Below are 17,695 nucleotides of genomic sequence, written 5' to 3'. Positions count from 1 at the left end.
GGCGTCCTCGGCCTGCCGGGCCGCCTTCCCGAGTCTTCGGGCCAGATGCGCGCGCTGGTCGCCGCGCTCGCGCGTCCCGGGGATGAGGCGCGGGTGCTGGACTACGCGTTCTGGGCGGGTGACTTCGTGAATCCCGACCTCGATGGCGAGGCCCGTCTGGCCGCCGGCTGGCGGCCCGACGTCGTCGTCGCCAAGTCGATCGGCTGTCTCGTCGCCGCCGCGGCCTGCGCCGATCACGGCCTCGCCCCGCGGGCCTGCGTCCTGATCGGCGCGCCGGTGAACCGCCTCCTGGCCGAGGCGCGCGGCGATCTCCTGGCCCGGCATGCGGCGCGCGCGCCGACGCTCTTCATCCAGCAGGCGGAGGATCCCACCGGGTCGCTCGCCGAGCTGGCGCGACTGGTCCCGGGCCAGGCCGTCCGCGAGGCCTCGGGCGCCGATCATCTCTATGCCGACATCCCCGAACTGGTCGGGCTGATCGAGGCCTGGCCGGGCTGGCCGTCAGACTAGCCGCTGGCGTCGCTCCGGCGCCGAAGGCCCGTCCTGCTCAGACGGGCGCCAGCAGCGCCCCCGCCCACGCCGCCGCCATCACCAGGACCAGGCCCGGCGCCACCCGCAGCGCGAACGCCCGTCCGCCGGACGTCACGGCGAACAGCAGCTTGCTGGCGGTGTTGGTCGACAGTCCCGCCAGGATCGGCAGCACCGCGCCCTCCGGCGGCAGGGCGCCCGAGGCCACCAGCGCCGCCACCGAGATCGCCGCGGCGTGGGTGTCCACCAGCCCTGCCAGGGCCGCTGCGGCGATGACGCCCGCGTCGCCGAACCAGGTCCGGAGCGCGGCGGCGGCCAGCAGCACCAGGGCCAGGATCGCCCCGAAGGTCAGCGCCGCCTTCAGGCTCACCGCCGGCGCCCGGTCGTCGCCGTTGGCCGCCGTCCGGCGCAGCCCCAGGACCGTGAAGACCGCTCCGTAGGCGACCGCCGTCGCCCCGGCCAGCGCCAGCGACGGCGCCATGGCCTTCAGCGTCTCCAGGCTGGTCACGCCCACCACCACCGCCATCTGGATCACCGTGGCCACGGTCGACAGCACCGCCCCGGCGGTCGCCGCGCCCAGCATCTCCGGCGCCCTGGCCGCGCGCTGGCCCATCGCCCCGATCGTGGCCGTGCTGGAGGCGAAGCCCGAGGCCAGGCCCGCCGCCGCCAGTCCGAACCGCACGCCCAGGGCGCGCACCGCCACGTGGCCCCCGGCGCCGATCGCCAGCACCAGGATCACCACGGTCCACACCTTGCGCGGGTTGATCGCGTCGAACGGCCCCATGGCCCGGTCAGGCAGCAGCGGCAGGACGATCAGGCTGGCGGCTGCCAGCACCAGCACGGCGTCGAGCTCCGCGGCGGTCATCACCCGGCCGACGAAGTCGTGGATGCGCGTGCGCCCGGCCAGCAGGATGGTGACGGCGACGCCGGCCATGGCCGCGGGCAGCGGCGCGCGGGTCGCCAGCGCGCCCAGCAGCAGGGTCAGCACCAGGGCGATCTCGCTGGTCAGCCCGGCGTCGCTCTCCTTGCGCGTGCGCCAGTAGCCCAGCGCCGTGAACGTCCCCAGCACCAGGGTCGCCGCCGACAGCAACAGCGGCCCGCCCAGCGCCAGGCTCAGCGCCCCGGCCAGCGAGGCGACCGTGAAGGTGCGGATGCCGGCGGTCGAGGCGCCCGGCTCGGCCTGTTTGCGCCGCTCCCGCTCGGCGCCGATCAGAAGGCCGAGGCCCAGGGCGACCGACAGGCCCAGGACGAGGTCGTTGTCGATGGGCTGTTCCTCCCGCGAACCGCCAGCCTATCTGGTCTGCGCCGGGTCGTAGAAGAAGGTCTCGCGCCACACCTTGTCGCCGCGCCAGGTCTGCCAGGCGATTTCCTCGAAGCTGCGCACGACGCCCTTGGGCGAGGTGAAGGTGAAGCGCCAGTGGATCGCCGCGCGGTCGCCGTCCACGATCGGCGGCGCCAGCAGCTCGGTCTCCACCTTGGCGGCGCGGGCCAACGCCTGCCGCTCGCCCTCCATCAGGGCCTCGCGCCCCACGCGTGGCGGGTCCTGGTTCTCCTGCATCGTGGCGTCCTCGGCGTACCAGTCGGCGATGGCGCCCACGTGGTCGCCGCTCAGCACCTGGGCCACGAACGCCTCCACGGCGGCTCGGCTCGGCATGGCGTCGCTCCTCGTTTCCCGGAAGGTGGGTGATTCAGCGGCGTTTTGCGAACGCCCATGGAGGTCTCAGGCGGCCGCGGCCCGGCGCGCGGCGATCCGGGGCCAGAGCGTGTTGAGCGCCAGCCCGCCCAGCACCAGCCCCGCCGCCGTCAGCTTCCACGCGGTCAGCGGCTCGCCCAGCAGCACGGCCGAGGCCCCCATGCCGAACACCGGCACCAGCAGCGCCAGCGGCGCCACCGTCGCCGTCGGGTGCCGCGCCAGCAGCCAGCCCCAGGCGGTGTAGCCGAAGATGGTGTTGCCCACGCTCTGCCAGAGCACCGCCGCCCAGGCGCCGGGCCCGGCGTTTACGACGGCGTGCGACATCGCCGGCCAGCCCTCGGCGATCAGCGCCAGGGCGAACAGCGGCGGGGCCGAGAAGACGCTGGCCCAGACCACATAGGCCAGCATGCTCTCCGGCTGGGCCATCCGCGCCGCCGTGTTGCCGCCCGACCAGGCCAATGCGGCGACCAGCACGAGGCCCAGGCCCAGCGGCGTCACCTCCGCCCCGGTGTGCGCCATCAGCCAGCCCAGGCCCGCCGCGGCCAGCGCCAGCGCCATCAGCTGGAAGGTCCGCAGCCGCTCGCCGGCCAGCAGCATCGCCAGCCCGATGGTGAAGAACGCCTGCACCTGGATCACCAGGCTGGCCAGCCCTGGCGAGATCCACTGGGTCATGGCGATGTAGAGCATGCCGAACTGGCCCACGCCGATCAGCACGCCGTAGGCCGCCAGGTTCCACCACGGCACGGCCGGCCGCTTCAGGAAGAAGATCGCGGGCAGCACGGCGAACGTGAACCGCAGCGCCGCGAAGGTCAGCGGCGGGAAGTCGGCCAGGCCCCACTTGATGACGACGAAATTGGTCCCCCAGACCGCCACCGCCGCGATCGCCAGGATCAGGTGCGACAGGGGCAGGGTGGGGCGACTCATGATCCCCTAGATAGGTTGCGAGACGGCGCTGTCACCGGTCCGGTTGCGGCGAAGTGGCCCTATCGCGCAACCCAAAGTTCACGGGCGCCGATCTTGCTCATCGGCGCCTGAGCGTCTACCGAACACCCCGCCCCGGGACGCCGGGGCGTTGAAGGACTGTCCATGAGCGAGAATGTCGAGAGCGGGCCCGCGCCCGAGAAGATGAGCGCCGCCCGCGAGCTCTGGGAGGTCGTCAAGACGATCGTCTACGCGCTCGCCATCGCGCTCGTGCTGCGGGTGATCTTCTTCCAGCCCTTCACCATCCCCTCGGCCTCGATGGAGCCCAACCTCTACGAGGGCGACTACATCATCGTGTCGAAGTTCACCTACGGCTGGTCGCGGCACTCGATCCCGTTCAGCCCGCCGATCTTCCACGGCCGCATCTTCGAGCATCCGGCCCATCGCGGCGACATCGTGGTGTTCAAGCTGCCCCGCGACGGCCACACCGACTACGTCAAGCGCGTCATCGGCGTGGCGGGCGACCGGGTGCAGATGAAGGACGGCCTGCTCTACGTGAACGACAAGCTGATCCAGCGCGAGCCGCTCTCGCCCGTGCGCGAGGACATCGGCTTCGGCGTGGTCCGCGACGTCGCCCGCTTCGAGGAGAAGCTCGACAGCGGCAAGACCTACACCACCCAGGACTTCGGCCCCGACAACCCGCTGGACAACACCGGCGTCTACGTGGTGCCCGAGGGCTACTACTTCATGATGGGCGACAACCGCGACAACTCGCTCGACAGCCGCGTGCCGCCCGCCGACGACGGCGTGGGCTACGTCCCGGCCGAGAACCTCGTGGGCAAGGCCCAGATCATCCTGCTGTCGTGGAAGCCGCAGGCCTCGATCTTCAAGCCCTGGACCTGGGTGCTCGACGCGCGGCCCAGCCGCTTCTTCAAGATCCTCCACTGAGCGCCCCGATGAACGCGCGCCTTGCCGCCGTGGCCGGGCTGGAAGCGCGCATCGGCCACGCCTTCGCCGACCGCGAGCTGCTGGAGCACGCGCTCACCCATTCCAGCGTCGGCAAGGGCGCGAAGAAGATCCGCGACAACGAGCGGCTCGAATTCCTGGGCGACCGGGTGCTGAACCTCGTGGTCGCCGAGCGCCTGATGGAGCTGCGGCCCGATGCCCCCGAAGGCGAACTCGCCAAGCTGATGAACCAGCTCGTCAACTACCACGCCTGCGCCGAGGCCGGCCGCGCCGCCGGCTTGCGCGACGCCCTGCGCCTCGACGCCAGCGCCACCCGCGTGGGCGCGCGCGACAACGACCGCGTCCTGGGCGACGCCTGCGAGGCGCTGATCGCGGCGCTCTACATCGACGGGGGGCTGGAGGCGGCCCGCCGGTTCGTGCTCGGCTTCTGGGGCGAGGGCTTCGACAACCTCGACCGGCCGGCGAAGGATCCCAAGACCATGCTGCAGGAATGGGCGATGGCGCGAAAGCTGCCGGTGCCGGAGTATCGCGTCGTGCGCCAGGAGGGCCCGGCCCACGAGCCGCGCTTCACCATCGAGGCCTGGCTGCCCGGCTACGCGCCCGAGTCCGCCACCGCCGGCTCCAAGCGCGAGGCCGAGAAGCTGGCCGCCGAGATCATGCTCGAAAAGCGGCTGGCCGAGTCATGAGCGAACCCAAGACCCGCGCCGGCTTCGCCGCCGTCATCGGCGCGCCCAACGCCGGCAAGTCCACCCTGGTCAACCGCCTCGTCGGGGCCAAGGTCTCGATCGTCACCCAGAAGGTCCAGACCACGCGCTTCCCGGTGCGCGGCGTCGCCCTGGCGGGGGACACGCAGATCGTGCTCGTCGACACCCCCGGCATCTTCAAGCCGCGCCGCCGGCTCGACCGGGCCATGGTCCGCGCCGCCTGGGGCGGGACCGAGGACGCCGACGCCGTGGTCCACCTCGTGGACGCCGCCGCCGAGATCGCCGCCCAGGGGCCCGAGGCCAAGCCCGCCGACCGCCGCTCGGCCGCCGACGTGGAGTCCATCGTCGAGGGCCTGAAGGCGACCGGGACCAAGGCCATCCTGGCCATCAACAAGATCGACGCGGTCAAGCGCGACCAGCTCCTGGCGCTCTCGCAGAAGCTTTTCGATACAGGCGTCTATTCCGAGGTCTTCATGATCTCGGCCGCCACCGGCTCGGGGGTCGATGACCTCAAGGCGCGCCTGGCCGGGCTGATGCCCGAGAACCCCTGGTTCTATCCCGAGGACCAGACCGCCGACCTGCCGGCCCGCCTGCTGGCCGCCGAGATCACCCGCGAGAAGCTCTACCTGCGGGTCCACGAGGAGCTGCCCTATTCGGCCGCCGTCGAGACCACCGCCTTCCAGGAGCGCAAGGACGGCGGCGTCCGGATCGAGCAGACCATCTACGTCGAGCGCGAGAGCCAGCGGCCGATCGTACTCGGCAAGGGCGGCCAGACGCTGAAGTGGATCGGCCAGAAATCCCGCGAGGAACTCACCCAGCTCCTCGACCGCCCGGTCCACCTCTTCCTCCACGTCCAGGTCGACGAGAAATGGGCCGACAAGCGCGCCTTCTACGGCGACCTGGGCCTCGACTTCGACGCCTAGGCGGTCCCAGCGCAATTCGAGGGCGATGGATTCAATACCGTCCGCTCATCCCGGCGAAGGCCGGGATCCAGATCTCGAAGCGCGGTGGCGAATTGGATGGTCTCTGAGCCTCCAGAGCCTACGTCGGAGGCCTTCCATCTGGGTCCCGGCTTTCGCCGGGACGAGCGGCCTTGCAGGGAGACCCCCTCCCGGGCGCCCCGCCTCAGCCCAGCGCCGGCATGAGCTTGGACCACAGCGTCTCGTCGAAGGCCGGGTCGGGGGCGGCCTGGCCCATGCGCACCACCACCAGCTTGCGGCTGGGAACGACGTAGAGCTTGCGGTCCAGGAAGCCCAGCGCGGCCACCAGGTCGGCCGGGGCCGAGGGGATCAGCGGGCCGGGCTGGGTGTCGCCGCGCACGCCCACCTTCTCCTTGCCGCCGTTCAGCCACCAGAGCCGCCCATAGGCCGGATTGGTCGGCGAGCGGACGAACATGGCTTTGAGGTTGGCTTCCGAGACGATGCGGCGGCCGTCCTCCGCCTTGCCGCCATCCAGCACGATCTGGCCGAAGCGGGCGACATCGCGCGGGCTGGTCACCAGGCCCGTCGGGTTGCCCACGTCGCCCAGGGCGGCGGGGCGTTTGCGCCAGGCCGTCTGGCTCATGCCCGCCGGCTTCGTCAGCCATTCGGCGGTGATGATCTCAAGCGGCTGCTTCGTGGCCGCCGCCAGGATGCGCTTGGTCGTCGCGTAGACGGGCGTGTTGTAGTGGAACAGCGTCCCCACCGGCGCCTGGAAGGTGAAGTCGTCCCGCAGGCCGGAGGCCATGTTGAGGATGTGGATCAGCTTGATCGCCTGTTCCTGCTCGGGCGTGGCCTTGCTCCAGCCGGCCCCCAGGTAGTCCACGACCGGCCGTTCCACGTCCAGCAGGCCCCGGTCGAGGGCGACGGCGATCAGCATCGAGACGAAGCTCTTCTGCTGCGAGGCCACGTCCTCCAGCAGCGCGCCGTCGGGCGTGGTCTCGTAGGCGAAGGCGGCGCGGAACGCCGCGGCGCCGGCCGGAACCGGCCAGTTGCGCTCCACCACGGTCTTGCGGTCGCGGGTGATCAGGAACCCGGTGGTCTTCTGCTCCTGCACATAGTCGAGCACGGCCTGCATGGCGGGCGAGGGGGCCGCGCCGGCGCCGAAGGCCGGGCTCGCGGTCACGGCCGCCACGCCGGCGAGGACGCCGCGGCGGGAAGGGGCGAGGGGCATCGGGCGTCTCCGGTCATCGTGGCTCGTCGTGTCCCGTCTACGCCGATATGGTCCGGTCCGATGTATCGCAAGGCGCTCGGCGATGCCCCTGGTCTATGGGCCTAGGTGGTCCTTGTCCCTGGCGGGGGGTGGACATCGGCCCGCCGAAACTGGTCGGGTTCCGTCGAAACGCACCCTGGGTCGTGGACGCCGCTGCGATCTGCGCGGGGAAGAACAGGGAGAGGTCGACATGACGCCATCGCGCCGAAGCGTACTGGGGGCCGGCGGCGTCATCGCCGCCAGTGCCGTGGGATCGGCGGCGGCCGCGGCCGCGAGCCCGTCGTCGTCGGCCGAGGAAGCCTGGCTGCAGGGCGTGCTGGAGCGGTACGCCGGCCTCGGGATCAAGGCTTCGGGCGGACCGGGCGACGAGGCCTCTGGCGTCTGGCTGGAGGAGGACCTGACCCGGGCGGGCTACGCCTGCGAGCGCCAGCCGTTCCCGATCCCCTATTTCGATCCGGTGACGGTGACGCTGGCCTGCGGCGCGGCACGCGCCGAGGTGATCCCCCAGGCCCTTGTCACCCCCACCGGCCCCGGCGGGGTCACCGGCCCCCTGCGCCGCGCCGACCGCCCCGGCGACCTGACCGGCGCCATCGCCCTGATCGTGCTGCCCTACAAGCGCTGGGGCGCCATCCAGGATCCGCAGGTCGCCCGTCCCGTGGCCGACGCCCTGGCGCGCGGCGCGCTGGCGGTGGTGGCGATCACCACCGGACCCACCGGCGAGGCCATCGCGCTCAACGTCCCGCCCGACAAGCCGCTCTTCGACCGGCCCGTCGCGATCCTGGCGCCCCGCGATTCACAGCCGTTCCTGGCGGGGGCGGAGTCCGGCGCCGCCGCCACCCTGACGGTCGACGGCAAGGGCGGCCGGCGAACGGCCTGGAACCTGATCGCGCGGCTGGACCGCAAGGCGGCGAAGACGCTCATCGTCTCGACCCCCCGCTCGGGCTGGTTCGGGTGCGCGGCCGAGCGCGGCTCGGGCCTGGCCGTCTGGCTGGGGCTGGCCCACTGGATGGCCAAAGAGGGTCACGGCGTGAACCTGGAGTTCATCGCCACCAGCGGGCACGAGTACCTCTATCGCGGTGGCGAGCACTATCTGCAGGAGAAGGCTCCGCCGCCCGCCAGCACCGCCATCTGGGTGCACATCGGCGCCAGCCTCGCCGCGCGCGACTGGCACGAATTCGGCCCGCGCCTCCTCCCGCTGCCCAGCGCCGACTCCCAGCGGGTCCTCACCGCCACGCCCGACGTCATGGAGGCCGTCCGCGCCGGCTTCCACGGACTGGCCGGGCTGGAGGCGGTCTATCCCGCCGACAAGGCCCATGCCGGGGGCGAGCTCGTGAACGTCATCGACGCGGGCTACCATTCGGCCATCGGGGAGTACGGCGGCCACCGCTATTTCCACACGATGGGCGACGACATGCGCTGCACCTCGGGCGACCTCGCGGCCCCGGTGCTGGAAGCCTACAAGCGCACCCTGACGGCCTGCCTGAAATAAGCGGGGCCGGCCTTCCGCCGCGGTCGCGGGGCCCATAAATGGGCTCCATGATCGATCTCGACGCCTATTTCGCCCGCATCGGCTATTCGGGCCCGCGGGAGCCCACGCTGGCGGTGCTACGCGACCTCCACCGCCTGCATCCGGCGGCTGTCCCGTTCGAGGCGATCGACTGCCTGCTCGACCGGGGCGTCGACATCTCGCCGGCGGCCGTCGACGCCAAGCTGATCCACGGGCGGCGAGGGGGCTACTGCTTCGAGCAGAACAGCCTCTTCCAGCGGGCGCTGGACGCCCTGGGCTTCCGGACCGAGGGCCTCGCCGGGCGCGTGCGCTGGAACCAGCCGCCCGACGCTCCGGTCCAGCCGCGCACCCACATGGTCCTGCGCGTCACGGTCGACGGGCGCGACTGGATGGTCGACGTGGGCTTCGGCGGTTGCGTGCTCACCGCGCCCCTGGTCTTCGCGCCGGGCGAGGTCCAGGCCACCGATCACGACCGCTACCGCCTCACGCCCGTGGGCGCCGAGCTGCGGCTGGAGGTGGAGCGCGAGGCGGGCTGGATCCCGGCCTACGACCTGTCGATGGTCCCCTGCGTGACCCGCGACTACGAGATGGCCAACTGGTTCACCTCCACCCACCCCACCTCGCACTTCCGCGCCAACCTGCTGGCCGGGCGCACGACCGACGAGGCCCGCTACGGCCTGCTGTTCAATCGCTTCACGGTGCGGCCAAAGGGCGGCCGGCCCACGCACGAGATCCTCGACGCCGACGGGATCGAGCGGACGCTGCGCGAGGTGTTCGGCCTGGCCGTTGAGCCGTCGTGGCGGCCGGTGATCGAGCGCGCCGCCGCCGCGCCGCCGCCCTGACGGTGCGGATCGGGCCCCGCAGGTCGGGTCCCCCGTCCCGCATGCGGGACGGGACGGGGGAACCTGCTTCGGCTGGTCAGGCGAGGGCCGCCCTGCGCCGCCGAACCATCGTTCCGGCGCCGCCGAAGCCGAGGATCATGAGCGCCCACACGCCGGGCTCCGGCACGCCGCCCGTCGGCCCGCCGCCGGTGTCGGTCAGGAACACGCCGGACTCCGAGGCGTACGACAGGCCGTCGGCCAGCGGGCCGAGGCCGAGGCTGGCGGTATGGCCGAAGAGGCAGTCGGTGCCGCCGCGGCAGTCGAGCTCGAGCCGTCCGCCGATGCCCAGCGAGGTCAGGCCGGCGCCCACCAGCAGGGTCGCCGAGAGCGTGCCGCCGACGCCGGTCGGGTTGGCGACGAACGTCCACTGGGGCGCGCTGTCGTAGGCGTACACCCCGCCCTCGTTGAACGACATGGTGTTGCTGAACAGCCCCGCGCCGTTGGCGAAGGAGATGTCGCCGCAACTGCCGCAGCCGCTGAGGTACAGCGTCGCGCGTCCGCCCTGGTCGGTCATGTTGGGACCGAGCGCGATCATGCCGTCGAAGGCGTAGCTGATATCCAGCGCGATCGCATGGTCCGTCGTGTTGGTGAAGTAGAGCGTGTCGGTGATGGACGCGTCCGCGAACCCAAACGGCGAGCCGAAGTTGTTGGCGTAGGTGTTGTCGACCGTGGCCTTCAGCTGGCCGCTCGCCAGGCTGGCCGCCGCGTAGGCGCTGGAGTCGAAGGCGAGCTCCCCGGCGCCACCGGGCTGGTAGGCCGAGGCATGGACGGTGGTGGCGCCGGGCGAGGACGGTCCGGCCTCCGCCGCGCCGCCGCTGGGATCGATGCCCAGCGTCACGACCCCTGTGTTGTTCTCGGCGCTGGAGCCGTGCACGGTGGGCCCCTGGTGGGCCTTCGCCGCTGCGTACGCCTTCGCGGTCGCGCCATAGACCACGGTGTGGTCCGCCCATGCCGGGCTTGAGATCGCTGCGGCCGCGACGATCGCGGTGGTGAAAAGATGACGTCTACGCATAACTCACCCCTGAATTTCGGCCGATGGCCGGTTCCAAAGAGTGAGTGCGCAGGCGCCGCGGATTGCGGGCCACGGTTCGGAGAACTTTTTTCCGGCGCGCGGCCGGTCAAGCTCGGAAGGCGCTAGCGACAGTAGTCGTCGCGCGCCTTGGCGGCGGCGGGCTGGTTCTTCTCGGCGTCGCGTTTGCTGAGCCGGCCCCGCGCCGCGATCATCGCCCAGCGCTCGGCCGAGCGCGTCGCCAGGCGGCAGGCCTCGGCCCGCCGGCCGCCGCGCGCGAAGACGTGGGAAGCGGTCTCCAGCCCGATCGCCAGGTCGCGGGCGCGCTGCGGGTCGTCCGGCTCCAGGGCGGCCCGGGCCTCGCGCAGCGTCACCGACTGCAGCGCCGGCTCGATGGCGTCCCGATGCCGGCCGAGTTCGGCCAGCAGGCCCGCCTCCTGCCCGTAGAGGATGAGCAGGCGCTTCTCGGCGTGGGCGTCGGAGCCGTAGGAGAGCACGCGCTGCATCGTCGAGACGCCATGGCGCGCCTTCGCCAGCGCGGGCTCGAGCTGGCCGGTGTCGCCCAGCGACCCGGACACGTTCCAGTCGCTCTCGCCCTTGGCGGCGAGCCACTCCAGCGCCTCGCCCCTGGCCAGCCGCGCGTCCACGAGCCGTTCGGCCTCGCGGTAGGGGCCGAGCGAGCCGGGCACGTCGCCGGCGTTGTAGGTGGCGTCGCCGAGGCGATTGAGCAGGTTCACTTCCAGCAGCCGCGCCTCCTCGCCGCCGATGCGGCGCGCGCGCAGGTCGGCCAGGGCGGCGTGCAGGATGGGGATGGCGTCCGCGGGCTTGTTGGCGGCCCAGATGAGGTCGTAGGCGCGGTTCTTCTGGGTCTCGATCAGGCCGAGCCGGGCGAGCGGTCGGTTCGGGTCCAGGGCCAGGGCCTGGTCGAAATCGGTGCGGGCGCGGGCGTTGATCCGGGCGGAGTCGGCGTTGTCGGGCGCGAGCGTCCAACGGTCGGCCTCGATCCAGCCCAGCAGCTCCAGCGGCTCGGCGGCCCGGGGATCGGCGCGCCGCAACTGGTCGGCCAGCCGCTCGGCCGCCGCCAGCGAGACGGCCGCCTCGCTGGGCCGTCCCAGGCTGGCGACGCCCGAGACGCCCTGCACGCGGGCGAGCCTCCGGTAGCCCTGGGCGATCTCCAGCCGCAGGTCGGCCGGCGCGTCGGGCGAGGCGGCCAGCCGGTCGAGGTAGCGCCGCGCGGTGGCGGCCAGCTCGGCGCGGGCTTCCACGGTGCCGGGCGCGCCGGCGAGGCGGTCGTAGAGCGGAAACAGCATGTAGCGCGACAGCGCCCGGACCTCGCCGAACCGCTGCTCCGCCTGCGTGCGCGCGCGCTCGGCGGTGAGGTAGTTGGCGGTGGCGACGACGGCGGTCGCGGTGAGCGCCAGGATCGCAAGGGCGCTGGCGGTCACGCCCACGGCGTGGCGGGCCATGAACAGGCGGGCGCGGTAGGCGACGCTGTTGGGACGGGCGCTGACCGGCAGGCGGTCCCGCCAGCGTTCCAGGTCGGCGATCATCGCCGCGACGCTGCCGTAGCGGTCGGCCTCGACGGGCGCGGCGGCACGATCGGCGATGGCGGCGAGGTCGGCGTCGGCGCGGCCGCCGGCCAGTTCGCGCAGCATGACGCCCAGCGCATGGACGTCGTCGGCGATGCTGGGCGGGCCGCCGGCGAGGCGTTCGGGGCTGGCGTAGGCGCGGGTGAGGGGGGCGGGGCCGTCATCCGCCTCGGCGTCCAGCAGGCGCGCCACGCCGAAGTCCAGCAGCCGCACGCGGCCGTCGCGGTCGACCAGGATGTTGGACGGCTTCAGGTCGCCGTGCACCACCAGCCGGCTGTGCGCGAACTGCACCGCCTCGGCCGCGTCGGCGAACCGGCGGACGGCGTCGGGCAACGGCTGTCCGGCGACGGCCTCGTCGATCGGGAGGCCTTCGACATACTCCATCACCAGGTACGGCACGCCGTCGGCCGTCACGCCGCCGTCGATCAGGCGCGCGATGGTCGGCGTTTCGAGCTTGGCCAGAAGCCGACGCTCCACGGCGAAGCGTTCGGCCGCCGCTTCGCCCAGCTCGGCGTGGATGAACTTGACCGCCACCACCTGTTCGTAGAGGCCGTCGTCGCGTTCGGCGCGCCAGACGCCGCCCATGCCGCCCATGCCGATCAGCTCGGTGAGGCGGAACGGCCCCACCCGCTCGGGCGGCGAGATCAGCCCGGCCCCAGGGCCCGTGGACATCAGGGCCTCGGCCGCGTCGGCCCCGGCTTCCAGCGCCGCGGCCCGCGCGCGGACCGCTGTCGGGACGCCCTTCAGGATTCGCCCGCGCGACCGGGGCGCGGCGTTCAGGCGCTCGAACAGCGCCAGCGCCGCGCGTTCGACCTCAGGATCCGTCGGCCTGGCCATCGGTCGTGAGATGATCGTGCAGCCAGGCCCGCGCCGCCTGCCATCGTCGTTTGACCGTTCGTTCCGGCAGCCCGATGAGGCGAGCGGTCTCCTCGACCGTGAGCCCCAGGCCGAAGCGCAGCTCCACGATGCGGCTATGCTCCGGCGAGAACGCTTCCAGCGCGGCGATGGCGTCGTCGAGCGCCTCCACGTCGAGCCCGGCCTGCGGGCCGCCGGGCCAGGCGGTCAGCAGCTTCGGCGCCTGGCGCTTGGCCGCGCGCGCCCGGCGGGCCTCGTCGATCAGCACGCGGCGCATCGTGCGCGCGGCCAGCGCCAGCAGGTGTTCGCGGCGTTCGATGCTTTCGAGTCCCGAGGCGATGAGGCGGAGCACCGCCTCGTTCACCAGTTCGGTCGCCTGGAGATGATGTCGCTGGCCGTCCGAGCAGATGATCCGCCGCGCCACCCGCCGCAGCTCGTCATAGTGGCGCGCGAGAAGCGCCGGGGCGATCGCCGGCCGCTCGTACCCCGATGCCTTCGTCGCCGTGGACATGAACCATATGATCCTTCAGGCCGCCCGCGATGCAAGAGCCGCGCCAGGGTCGGCGCGGTCCCGGCGCTTTCCTCCGGCCGGCGCCGCCCATACATCAGCGTCCATGATCGATCGCGACGTCCATCGCCTCACGCCCGCCGCCGCCGCGCCGGGGTGCGCGATCTATGCGCTCAGCTTTTCGGGCTCCCGCTCGACCAGCTCGGCGCGGTACTGCTCGGCCAGCGCCTTGAGCTCGGCCAGGGCGGCCTCATACTCGGGGGTCAGGATGATCGCCTCGGCCGCTTCAGGATCCCGCTGATGGAATTCGAGGACGACGCCTTCGTGCTCTCCGCGCGGCCCTTCGGCGAGAGCGGCGCCATCGTCGAGCTGCTCACCGCCGCCCACGGCCGCTACGCCGCCCACGTCGCCGGCGGCGCGGGGCGCAGGCTCAAGCCCGTGCTCCAGGCCGGCGCCCGCGTGGTCGCCCGCTACCGGGCCCGCGTCTCCGACCAGCTCGGCTCGGCCAGCCTCGAACCCGTGGGCGCCGGACCCGCCGACCTGTTCGACGACGCCCTGGCCCTCAGCGGCCTCGCCGCCGCCGCCGCCGTCGCCGCCGGGGCCCTGCCCGAGCGCGAACCCCATCCAGGGGCTTTCCTCGCCTTCGAAGCGCTCTGCGCGGCGTTCGGCGACCCGGACATCTGGCCCGCCGTCTTCGTCCGCTACGAGGCGGGGTTGCTGCAGGACCTCGGCTTCGGCCTCGACCTCTCCAGGTGCGCCGCCACCGGCGCTGTCGACGACCTCGTCTACGTCAGCCCCCGCACCGGCCGCGCCGTCTCCCGGGCCGCCGGCGAACCCTACAAGGATCGGCTCCTGCCGCTCCCGCCCTTCATGCTCTCGGCCCAGACCGGCCTCAGGCCCGGCGACGTCGGCGCGGGCCTCGGCCTCACGGGCCATTTCCTCGAGATGTTCGTCTATGGTCCGGTGAACCGCCCGCTGCCACCGGCGCGCCTCTGGCTCCTGGACCGGCTGCGCGAAGCCGGCCGGCTCTAGTCCCGCCATCCGCGCCTTGGCGTAGCGCAGCACGCGGGGCAGGGCGCCCGGCGGGAACCCGATCGGCACTGGAACCCGGCGCACGATCAAGACGCCCGAGACGTGGCGCACCACGATCCGCAGCTCCGACAGCCGCACCCAGCGGTGGCGCAGGCGGATCTGCTCCACGTCCTTCCAGGCCAGCACCTCGCCGGTCGCCTTGATCAGCAGGCCGTCGTGGTCGGCCCGCAGGCCCGGCGCGGGGCGGAACATGTGGACCAGGATGTAGAGGGCGGTGATCACGCCCAGCGGCGGTCCGGCCACGCCCAGGCCCAGGAGGATCGTCCCGCTGTCCAGCCGGAAGCGGATCGCCGCGGTCAGCAGCACAGCGCAGGCCCCGGCCAGCCCCAGGAAGAAGGCGATCAGCAGCAGGTGGTCCAGCGGCCGCGCCGGCGACAGCTCCAGCCGGTCGTTGGCCCCGCGCAGGCTGGCCTTCACCGATCGCACCGACAGCGCCAGCGACGGCGCCAGCACCAGCACCAGCGCGAAGCCCACCAGCCGCAGCACGCCCTCATGCGTCACCGCCACCGCCAGCGCCAGCATGGCGATGGGGCCGTTCAAGGCGAGCGCGAGCCAGGCGCGCACGTCCATCCGGGGCGGCGACAGCAACATGCCATCACGCTGGCCGCCCGCGGTTACGCCGTCTTAAAGCGACATAGTGATTTGGGGTTCATCGTATGCGGCTTATTGACCCTATCGCCCGTTAAGCTAGAAGCCGCGCCCATGACCCGGTCGAAAACCAGCCAGGCCAATACGCAGCAGCGCCGCGTCGCGGCGGTGTTTGCGCGCGCCTGCTTGGGAGCCCCGGCCTAGGTCGTCGTCCCGCCCGAGCAGAACACCGCAAACCCCGCCCCGGCGGGGTTTTTGCTTGGGCGATCCCGCCGCGGCTCCTGGAGACCTTTCCATGCCGCCTCACGTCACCCCCGATCCTTTTTCGGATGAGGATATCGAAGCCATCGGCGCCGGCGTCGCCGCGCGCACCCTGCCGAAGGCGCGGTGGACGCACGCCGCCCACTTCGCCGCGGCCCTGTGGCTGCTCACCCGCCTCGGCGGCGACGCCTTCGCCGAGATGCCGGGCCTGATCCGCGCCTACAACGCGGCCACGGGCGTCGCCAACACCGACACCGAGGGCTACCACGAGACCATCACCCAGGCCTCGCTGAGGGCCGCGCAGGCCGTCCTGGCCGCCCATCCGGGCCGGCCGCTCAGCGCGGTGCTGGCCGAGCTCCTGGCCTCGCCCATGGCCCGCTCGGACTGGCTCCTGGCCTACTGGAGCCGTGAGCGCCTCTTCAGCGTCGAGGCCCGCCGCGCCTGGCTGGAGCCCGACCTCCAGCCCCTGCCGTTCTGACCGCCCGCGCGCAGCGCGATCCGTCGAACCACGGATTTCACGGATCACACGGATGTCGGCGCCGGCGTCATCCGTGCCCTCCGTGTCATCCGTGGTTCCGGAATCCGGCGCCTGCGGCGCGCTGTGGCGTCGCCCCGAATCCCGCACCGCGCTAGAACGTGCCCATGCCTCTCGACACTCCGCCGCCGGACGGCCCCGGCGAACACGACCGCATCATCGACGAGCCGCTCTCCGAGGCGCTCTCCCGCCGCTACCTGGCCTATGCGCTCAGCGTCATCACCGACCGGGCGCTGCCCGACGTGCGCGATGGCCTCAAGCCCGTCCAGCGCCGCGTGCTCCACGCCATGCGCGAGATGCGCCTCGGCCCCGGCGCCACGGCGCGCAAGTGCGCCAAGGTCGTGGGCGACGTCATGGGCAGCTACCACCCGCACGGCGACCAGGCGATCTACGACACCCTCGTGCGCATGGCCCAGGACTTCGCCCAGCGCTATCCGCTGGTCGACGGCCAGGGCAACTTCGGCAACATCGACGGCGATAACCCCGCCGCCATGCGCTACACCGAGTGCCGCCTGACCACGGCGGCCGAGCTGCTGCTCGACGGCATCGACGAGGACGCCGTCGACTTCAAGCCCACCTACGATGGTTCCGACGAGGAGCCGGTGGTCCTGCCGGCCGGCTTCCCCAACCTGCTCGCCAACGGCTCCACCGGCATCGCGGTGGGCATGGCCACCTCGATCCCGCCGCACAACGCCGCCGAGCTGATCGACGCCTGCCTCATGCTGCTCGACCAGCCGGACGCCTCCGTCGAGGCTCTGATGACCCACGTGGCCGGCCCCGACTTCCCCACTGGCGGCGTCATCGTCGAGCCGCGCGCCTCGCTCATCGAGACCTATTCCACCGGCCGTGGCGGCGTGCGCGTGCGGGCCAAGTGGGAGAAGGAGGACACCGGCCGCGGGACCTACCAGATCGTCATCACCGAGATCCCATATCAGGTGAAGAAGGCCGATCTGGTCGAACAGCTCGCCGGCCTGATCGAGACCAAGAAGGCCCCGCTGCTGGGCGACGTGCGCGACGAGTCCGCCGAGGACGTCCGCCTCGTGCTCGAACCCAAGAGCCGCAACGTCGAGGCCGAGGTGCTGATGGAGAGCCTCTTCAAGCTCTCGGCCCTCGAAAACCGCTTCAGCGTCAACCTCAACGTCCTCGACGCCCGCGGCACGCCCGGCGTCATGAGCCTCAAGCAGGCGCTCGCCGCCTTCCTCGACCACCGCCGCGAGGTGCTGGTCCGCCGCGCCCGCCACCGCCTGGAGAAGATCGAGGCCCGCCTCCACATCCTCGACGGGCTGATGATCGCCTACCTCAACCTCGACGAGGTGATCCGCATCGTCCGCTACGAGGAGGAGCCCAAGGCCAAGCTGATCGAGACCTTCGGCCTCACCGAGATCCAGGCCGACGCCATCCTCAACACCCGCCTGCGCCAGCTCGCCCGGCTGGAGGAGATGGAGATCCGCCGCGAGCACGCCGAGCTCAGCGAGGAGCGCGACGGCATCACCGCCATGCTCGCCGACGACCGCGCCCAGTGGAGGCTGGTGGGCGAGGGCCTGCGCCACGTGAAGGACGCCCTGGGCGCCGATCTCAACCGCCGCCGCTCCATCTTCGCCGACGCCCCCGCGGTCGACGCCGAGGCCGCCCTGGAGGCGATGATCGTGCGCGAGCCGATCACCGTCATCCTCTCCGAGCGGGGCTGGATCCGCGCCGCCAAGGGCCGCGTCGACGACCCCTCCGAACTCAAGTTCAAGGAGGGCGACAAGCTGGCCTTCGCCGTCCCGGCCGAGACCACCGACAAGCTGGTGATCTTCGCCTCCGACGGCCGCTTCTTCACCCTGGGCTGCGACAAGCTGCCGGGCGCCCGCGGCCACGGCGAGCCGGTG

Annotated in this window: 17 protein-coding genes; 10 read left to right on the top strand and 7 right to left on the bottom strand. The window is 72.4% G+C overall.

The features are described 5' to 3' along the window. Positions 1 to 45: 45 nt before the first annotated feature. On the top strand, positions 46 to 507 hold the full coding sequence (locus tag GC203_RS06620) for a hypothetical protein (protein WP_293452710.1): 462 nt from the start codon (positions 46 to 48) through the stop codon (positions 505 to 507). A gap of 37 nt (positions 508 to 544) precedes the next feature. On the opposite strand, the gene GC203_RS06615 is transcribed toward GC203_RS06620, so the two are convergent. From GC203_RS06615 to GC203_RS06605, 3 genes are all read right to left on the bottom strand, one after another. Further along, on the bottom strand, positions 545 to 1,753 hold the full coding sequence (locus GC203_RS06615) for a DUF4010 domain-containing protein (RefSeq protein ID WP_293452789.1): 1,209 nt from the start codon (positions 1,751 to 1,753) through the stop codon (positions 545 to 547). A gap of 63 nt (positions 1,754 to 1,816) precedes the next feature. Beyond that, the gene (locus GC203_RS06610; protein WP_293452709.1) at positions 1,817 to 2,179 is read right to left on the bottom strand and encodes a nuclear transport factor 2 family protein; all 363 of its coding nucleotides are present in this window, start codon (positions 2,177 to 2,179) and stop codon (positions 1,817 to 1,819) included. Positions 2,180 to 2,245: 66 nt separating this feature from the next. Continuing rightward, the gene (locus tag GC203_RS06605; RefSeq protein ID WP_293452708.1) at positions 2,246 to 3,142 is read right to left on the bottom strand and encodes an EamA family transporter; all 897 of its coding nucleotides are present in this window, start codon (positions 3,140 to 3,142) and stop codon (positions 2,246 to 2,248) included. A 201-nt stretch (positions 3,143 to 3,343) separates the two neighbouring features. Between GC203_RS06605 and lepB the strand changes: the two genes are divergently transcribed. From lepB to era, 3 genes are read left to right on the top strand one after another with little or no spacing between them, the layout of a single operon-like run. Continuing rightward, positions 3,344 to 4,087, top strand: coding sequence for a signal peptidase I (lepB, locus tag GC203_RS06600; protein WP_293452788.1), 744 nt, complete (start codon positions 3,344 to 3,346; stop codon positions 4,085 to 4,087). An 8-nt stretch (positions 4,088 to 4,095) separates the two neighbouring features. Then, positions 4,096 to 4,791, top strand: a complete 696-nt coding sequence (gene rnc / locus GC203_RS06595) for a ribonuclease III (protein WP_293452706.1) — start codon at positions 4,096 to 4,098, stop codon at positions 4,789 to 4,791. After that, positions 4,788 to 5,732 (top strand): GTPase Era, encoded by a 945-nt coding sequence (gene era, locus GC203_RS06590; RefSeq protein WP_293452704.1) that lies wholly within the window; start codon positions 4,788 to 4,790, stop codon positions 5,730 to 5,732. Before rnc ends, era begins: the two co-directional genes overlap by 4 nt. Before the next feature lie 202 nt (positions 5,733 to 5,934). Here era and GC203_RS06585 read toward each other — a convergent pair whose 3' ends face one another. Next, a complete protein-coding gene (locus GC203_RS06585) occupies positions 5,935 to 6,960 on the bottom strand; it encodes a serine hydrolase (protein ID WP_293452702.1) in 1,026 nt (341 codons plus the stop codon). 229 nt (positions 6,961 to 7,189) lie between these two features. On the opposite strand from GC203_RS06585, the gene GC203_RS06580 reads away from it, so the two are divergent. Beyond that, a complete protein-coding gene (locus GC203_RS06580) occupies positions 7,190 to 8,488 on the top strand; it encodes a hypothetical protein (RefSeq protein ID WP_293452700.1) in 1,299 nt (432 codons plus the stop codon). Positions 8,489 to 8,535: 47 nt separating this feature from the next. Continuing rightward, positions 8,536 to 9,348: an arylamine N-acetyltransferase gene (locus GC203_RS06575; RefSeq protein WP_293452698.1), complete on the top strand. Its 813-nt coding sequence runs from the start codon at positions 8,536 to 8,538 to the stop codon at positions 9,346 to 9,348. 76 nt (positions 9,349 to 9,424) lie between these two features. Here the strand turns inward: GC203_RS06575 and GC203_RS06570 are convergent, their stop codons facing one another. The 3 genes from GC203_RS06570 to GC203_RS06560 all read right to left on the bottom strand — a co-directional run bounded on the left by GC203_RS06570 (position 9,425) and on the right by GC203_RS06560 (position 13,351). Beyond that, positions 9,425 to 10,399, bottom strand: coding sequence for a PEPxxWA-CTERM sorting domain-containing protein (locus tag GC203_RS06570; RefSeq protein WP_293452696.1), 975 nt, complete (start codon positions 10,397 to 10,399; stop codon positions 9,425 to 9,427). A 122-nt stretch (positions 10,400 to 10,521) separates the two neighbouring features. Beyond that, positions 10,522 to 12,822, bottom strand: a complete 2,301-nt coding sequence (locus GC203_RS06565) for a serine/threonine-protein kinase (protein ID WP_293452694.1) — start codon at positions 12,820 to 12,822, stop codon at positions 10,522 to 10,524. Then, a complete protein-coding gene (locus tag GC203_RS06560; protein WP_293452693.1) occupies positions 12,800 to 13,351 on the bottom strand; it encodes an ECF-type sigma factor in 552 nt (183 codons plus the stop codon). The genes GC203_RS06565 and GC203_RS06560 overlap by 23 nt, the downstream gene beginning before the upstream one ends. Positions 13,352 to 13,648: 297 nt before the next feature. On the opposite strand from GC203_RS06560, the gene recO reads away from it, so the two are divergent. The 4 genes from recO to parC all read left to right on the top strand — a co-directional run. Further along, positions 13,649 to 14,380 (top strand): DNA repair protein RecO, encoded by a 732-nt coding sequence (recO, locus tag GC203_RS06555; protein WP_293452691.1) that lies wholly within the window; start codon positions 13,649 to 13,651, stop codon positions 14,378 to 14,380. Positions 14,381 to 14,654: 274 nt separating this feature from the next. Beyond that, positions 14,655 to 15,068 (top strand): hypothetical protein, encoded by a 414-nt coding sequence (locus GC203_RS06550; protein WP_293452689.1) that lies wholly within the window; start codon positions 14,655 to 14,657, stop codon positions 15,066 to 15,068. A 255-nt stretch (positions 15,069 to 15,323) separates the two neighbouring features. Next, positions 15,324 to 15,767 (top strand): hypothetical protein, encoded by a 444-nt coding sequence (locus GC203_RS06545; RefSeq protein ID WP_293452687.1) that lies wholly within the window; start codon positions 15,324 to 15,326, stop codon positions 15,765 to 15,767. A gap of 158 nt (positions 15,768 to 15,925) precedes the next feature. After that, positions 15,926 to 17,695: DNA topoisomerase IV subunit A (parC, locus tag GC203_RS06540; protein WP_293452685.1), on the top strand; the 1,770-nt coding region annotated here is incomplete at its 3' end.

The sequence above is a fragment of the Phenylobacterium sp. genome (assembly GCF_016124325.1).
GTDB lineage: Bacteria > Pseudomonadota > Alphaproteobacteria > Caulobacterales > Caulobacteraceae > Phenylobacterium.
Note: the sequence above shows the minus strand (reverse complement) of the source record. Positions and strands in the feature narration are given on the sequence as shown.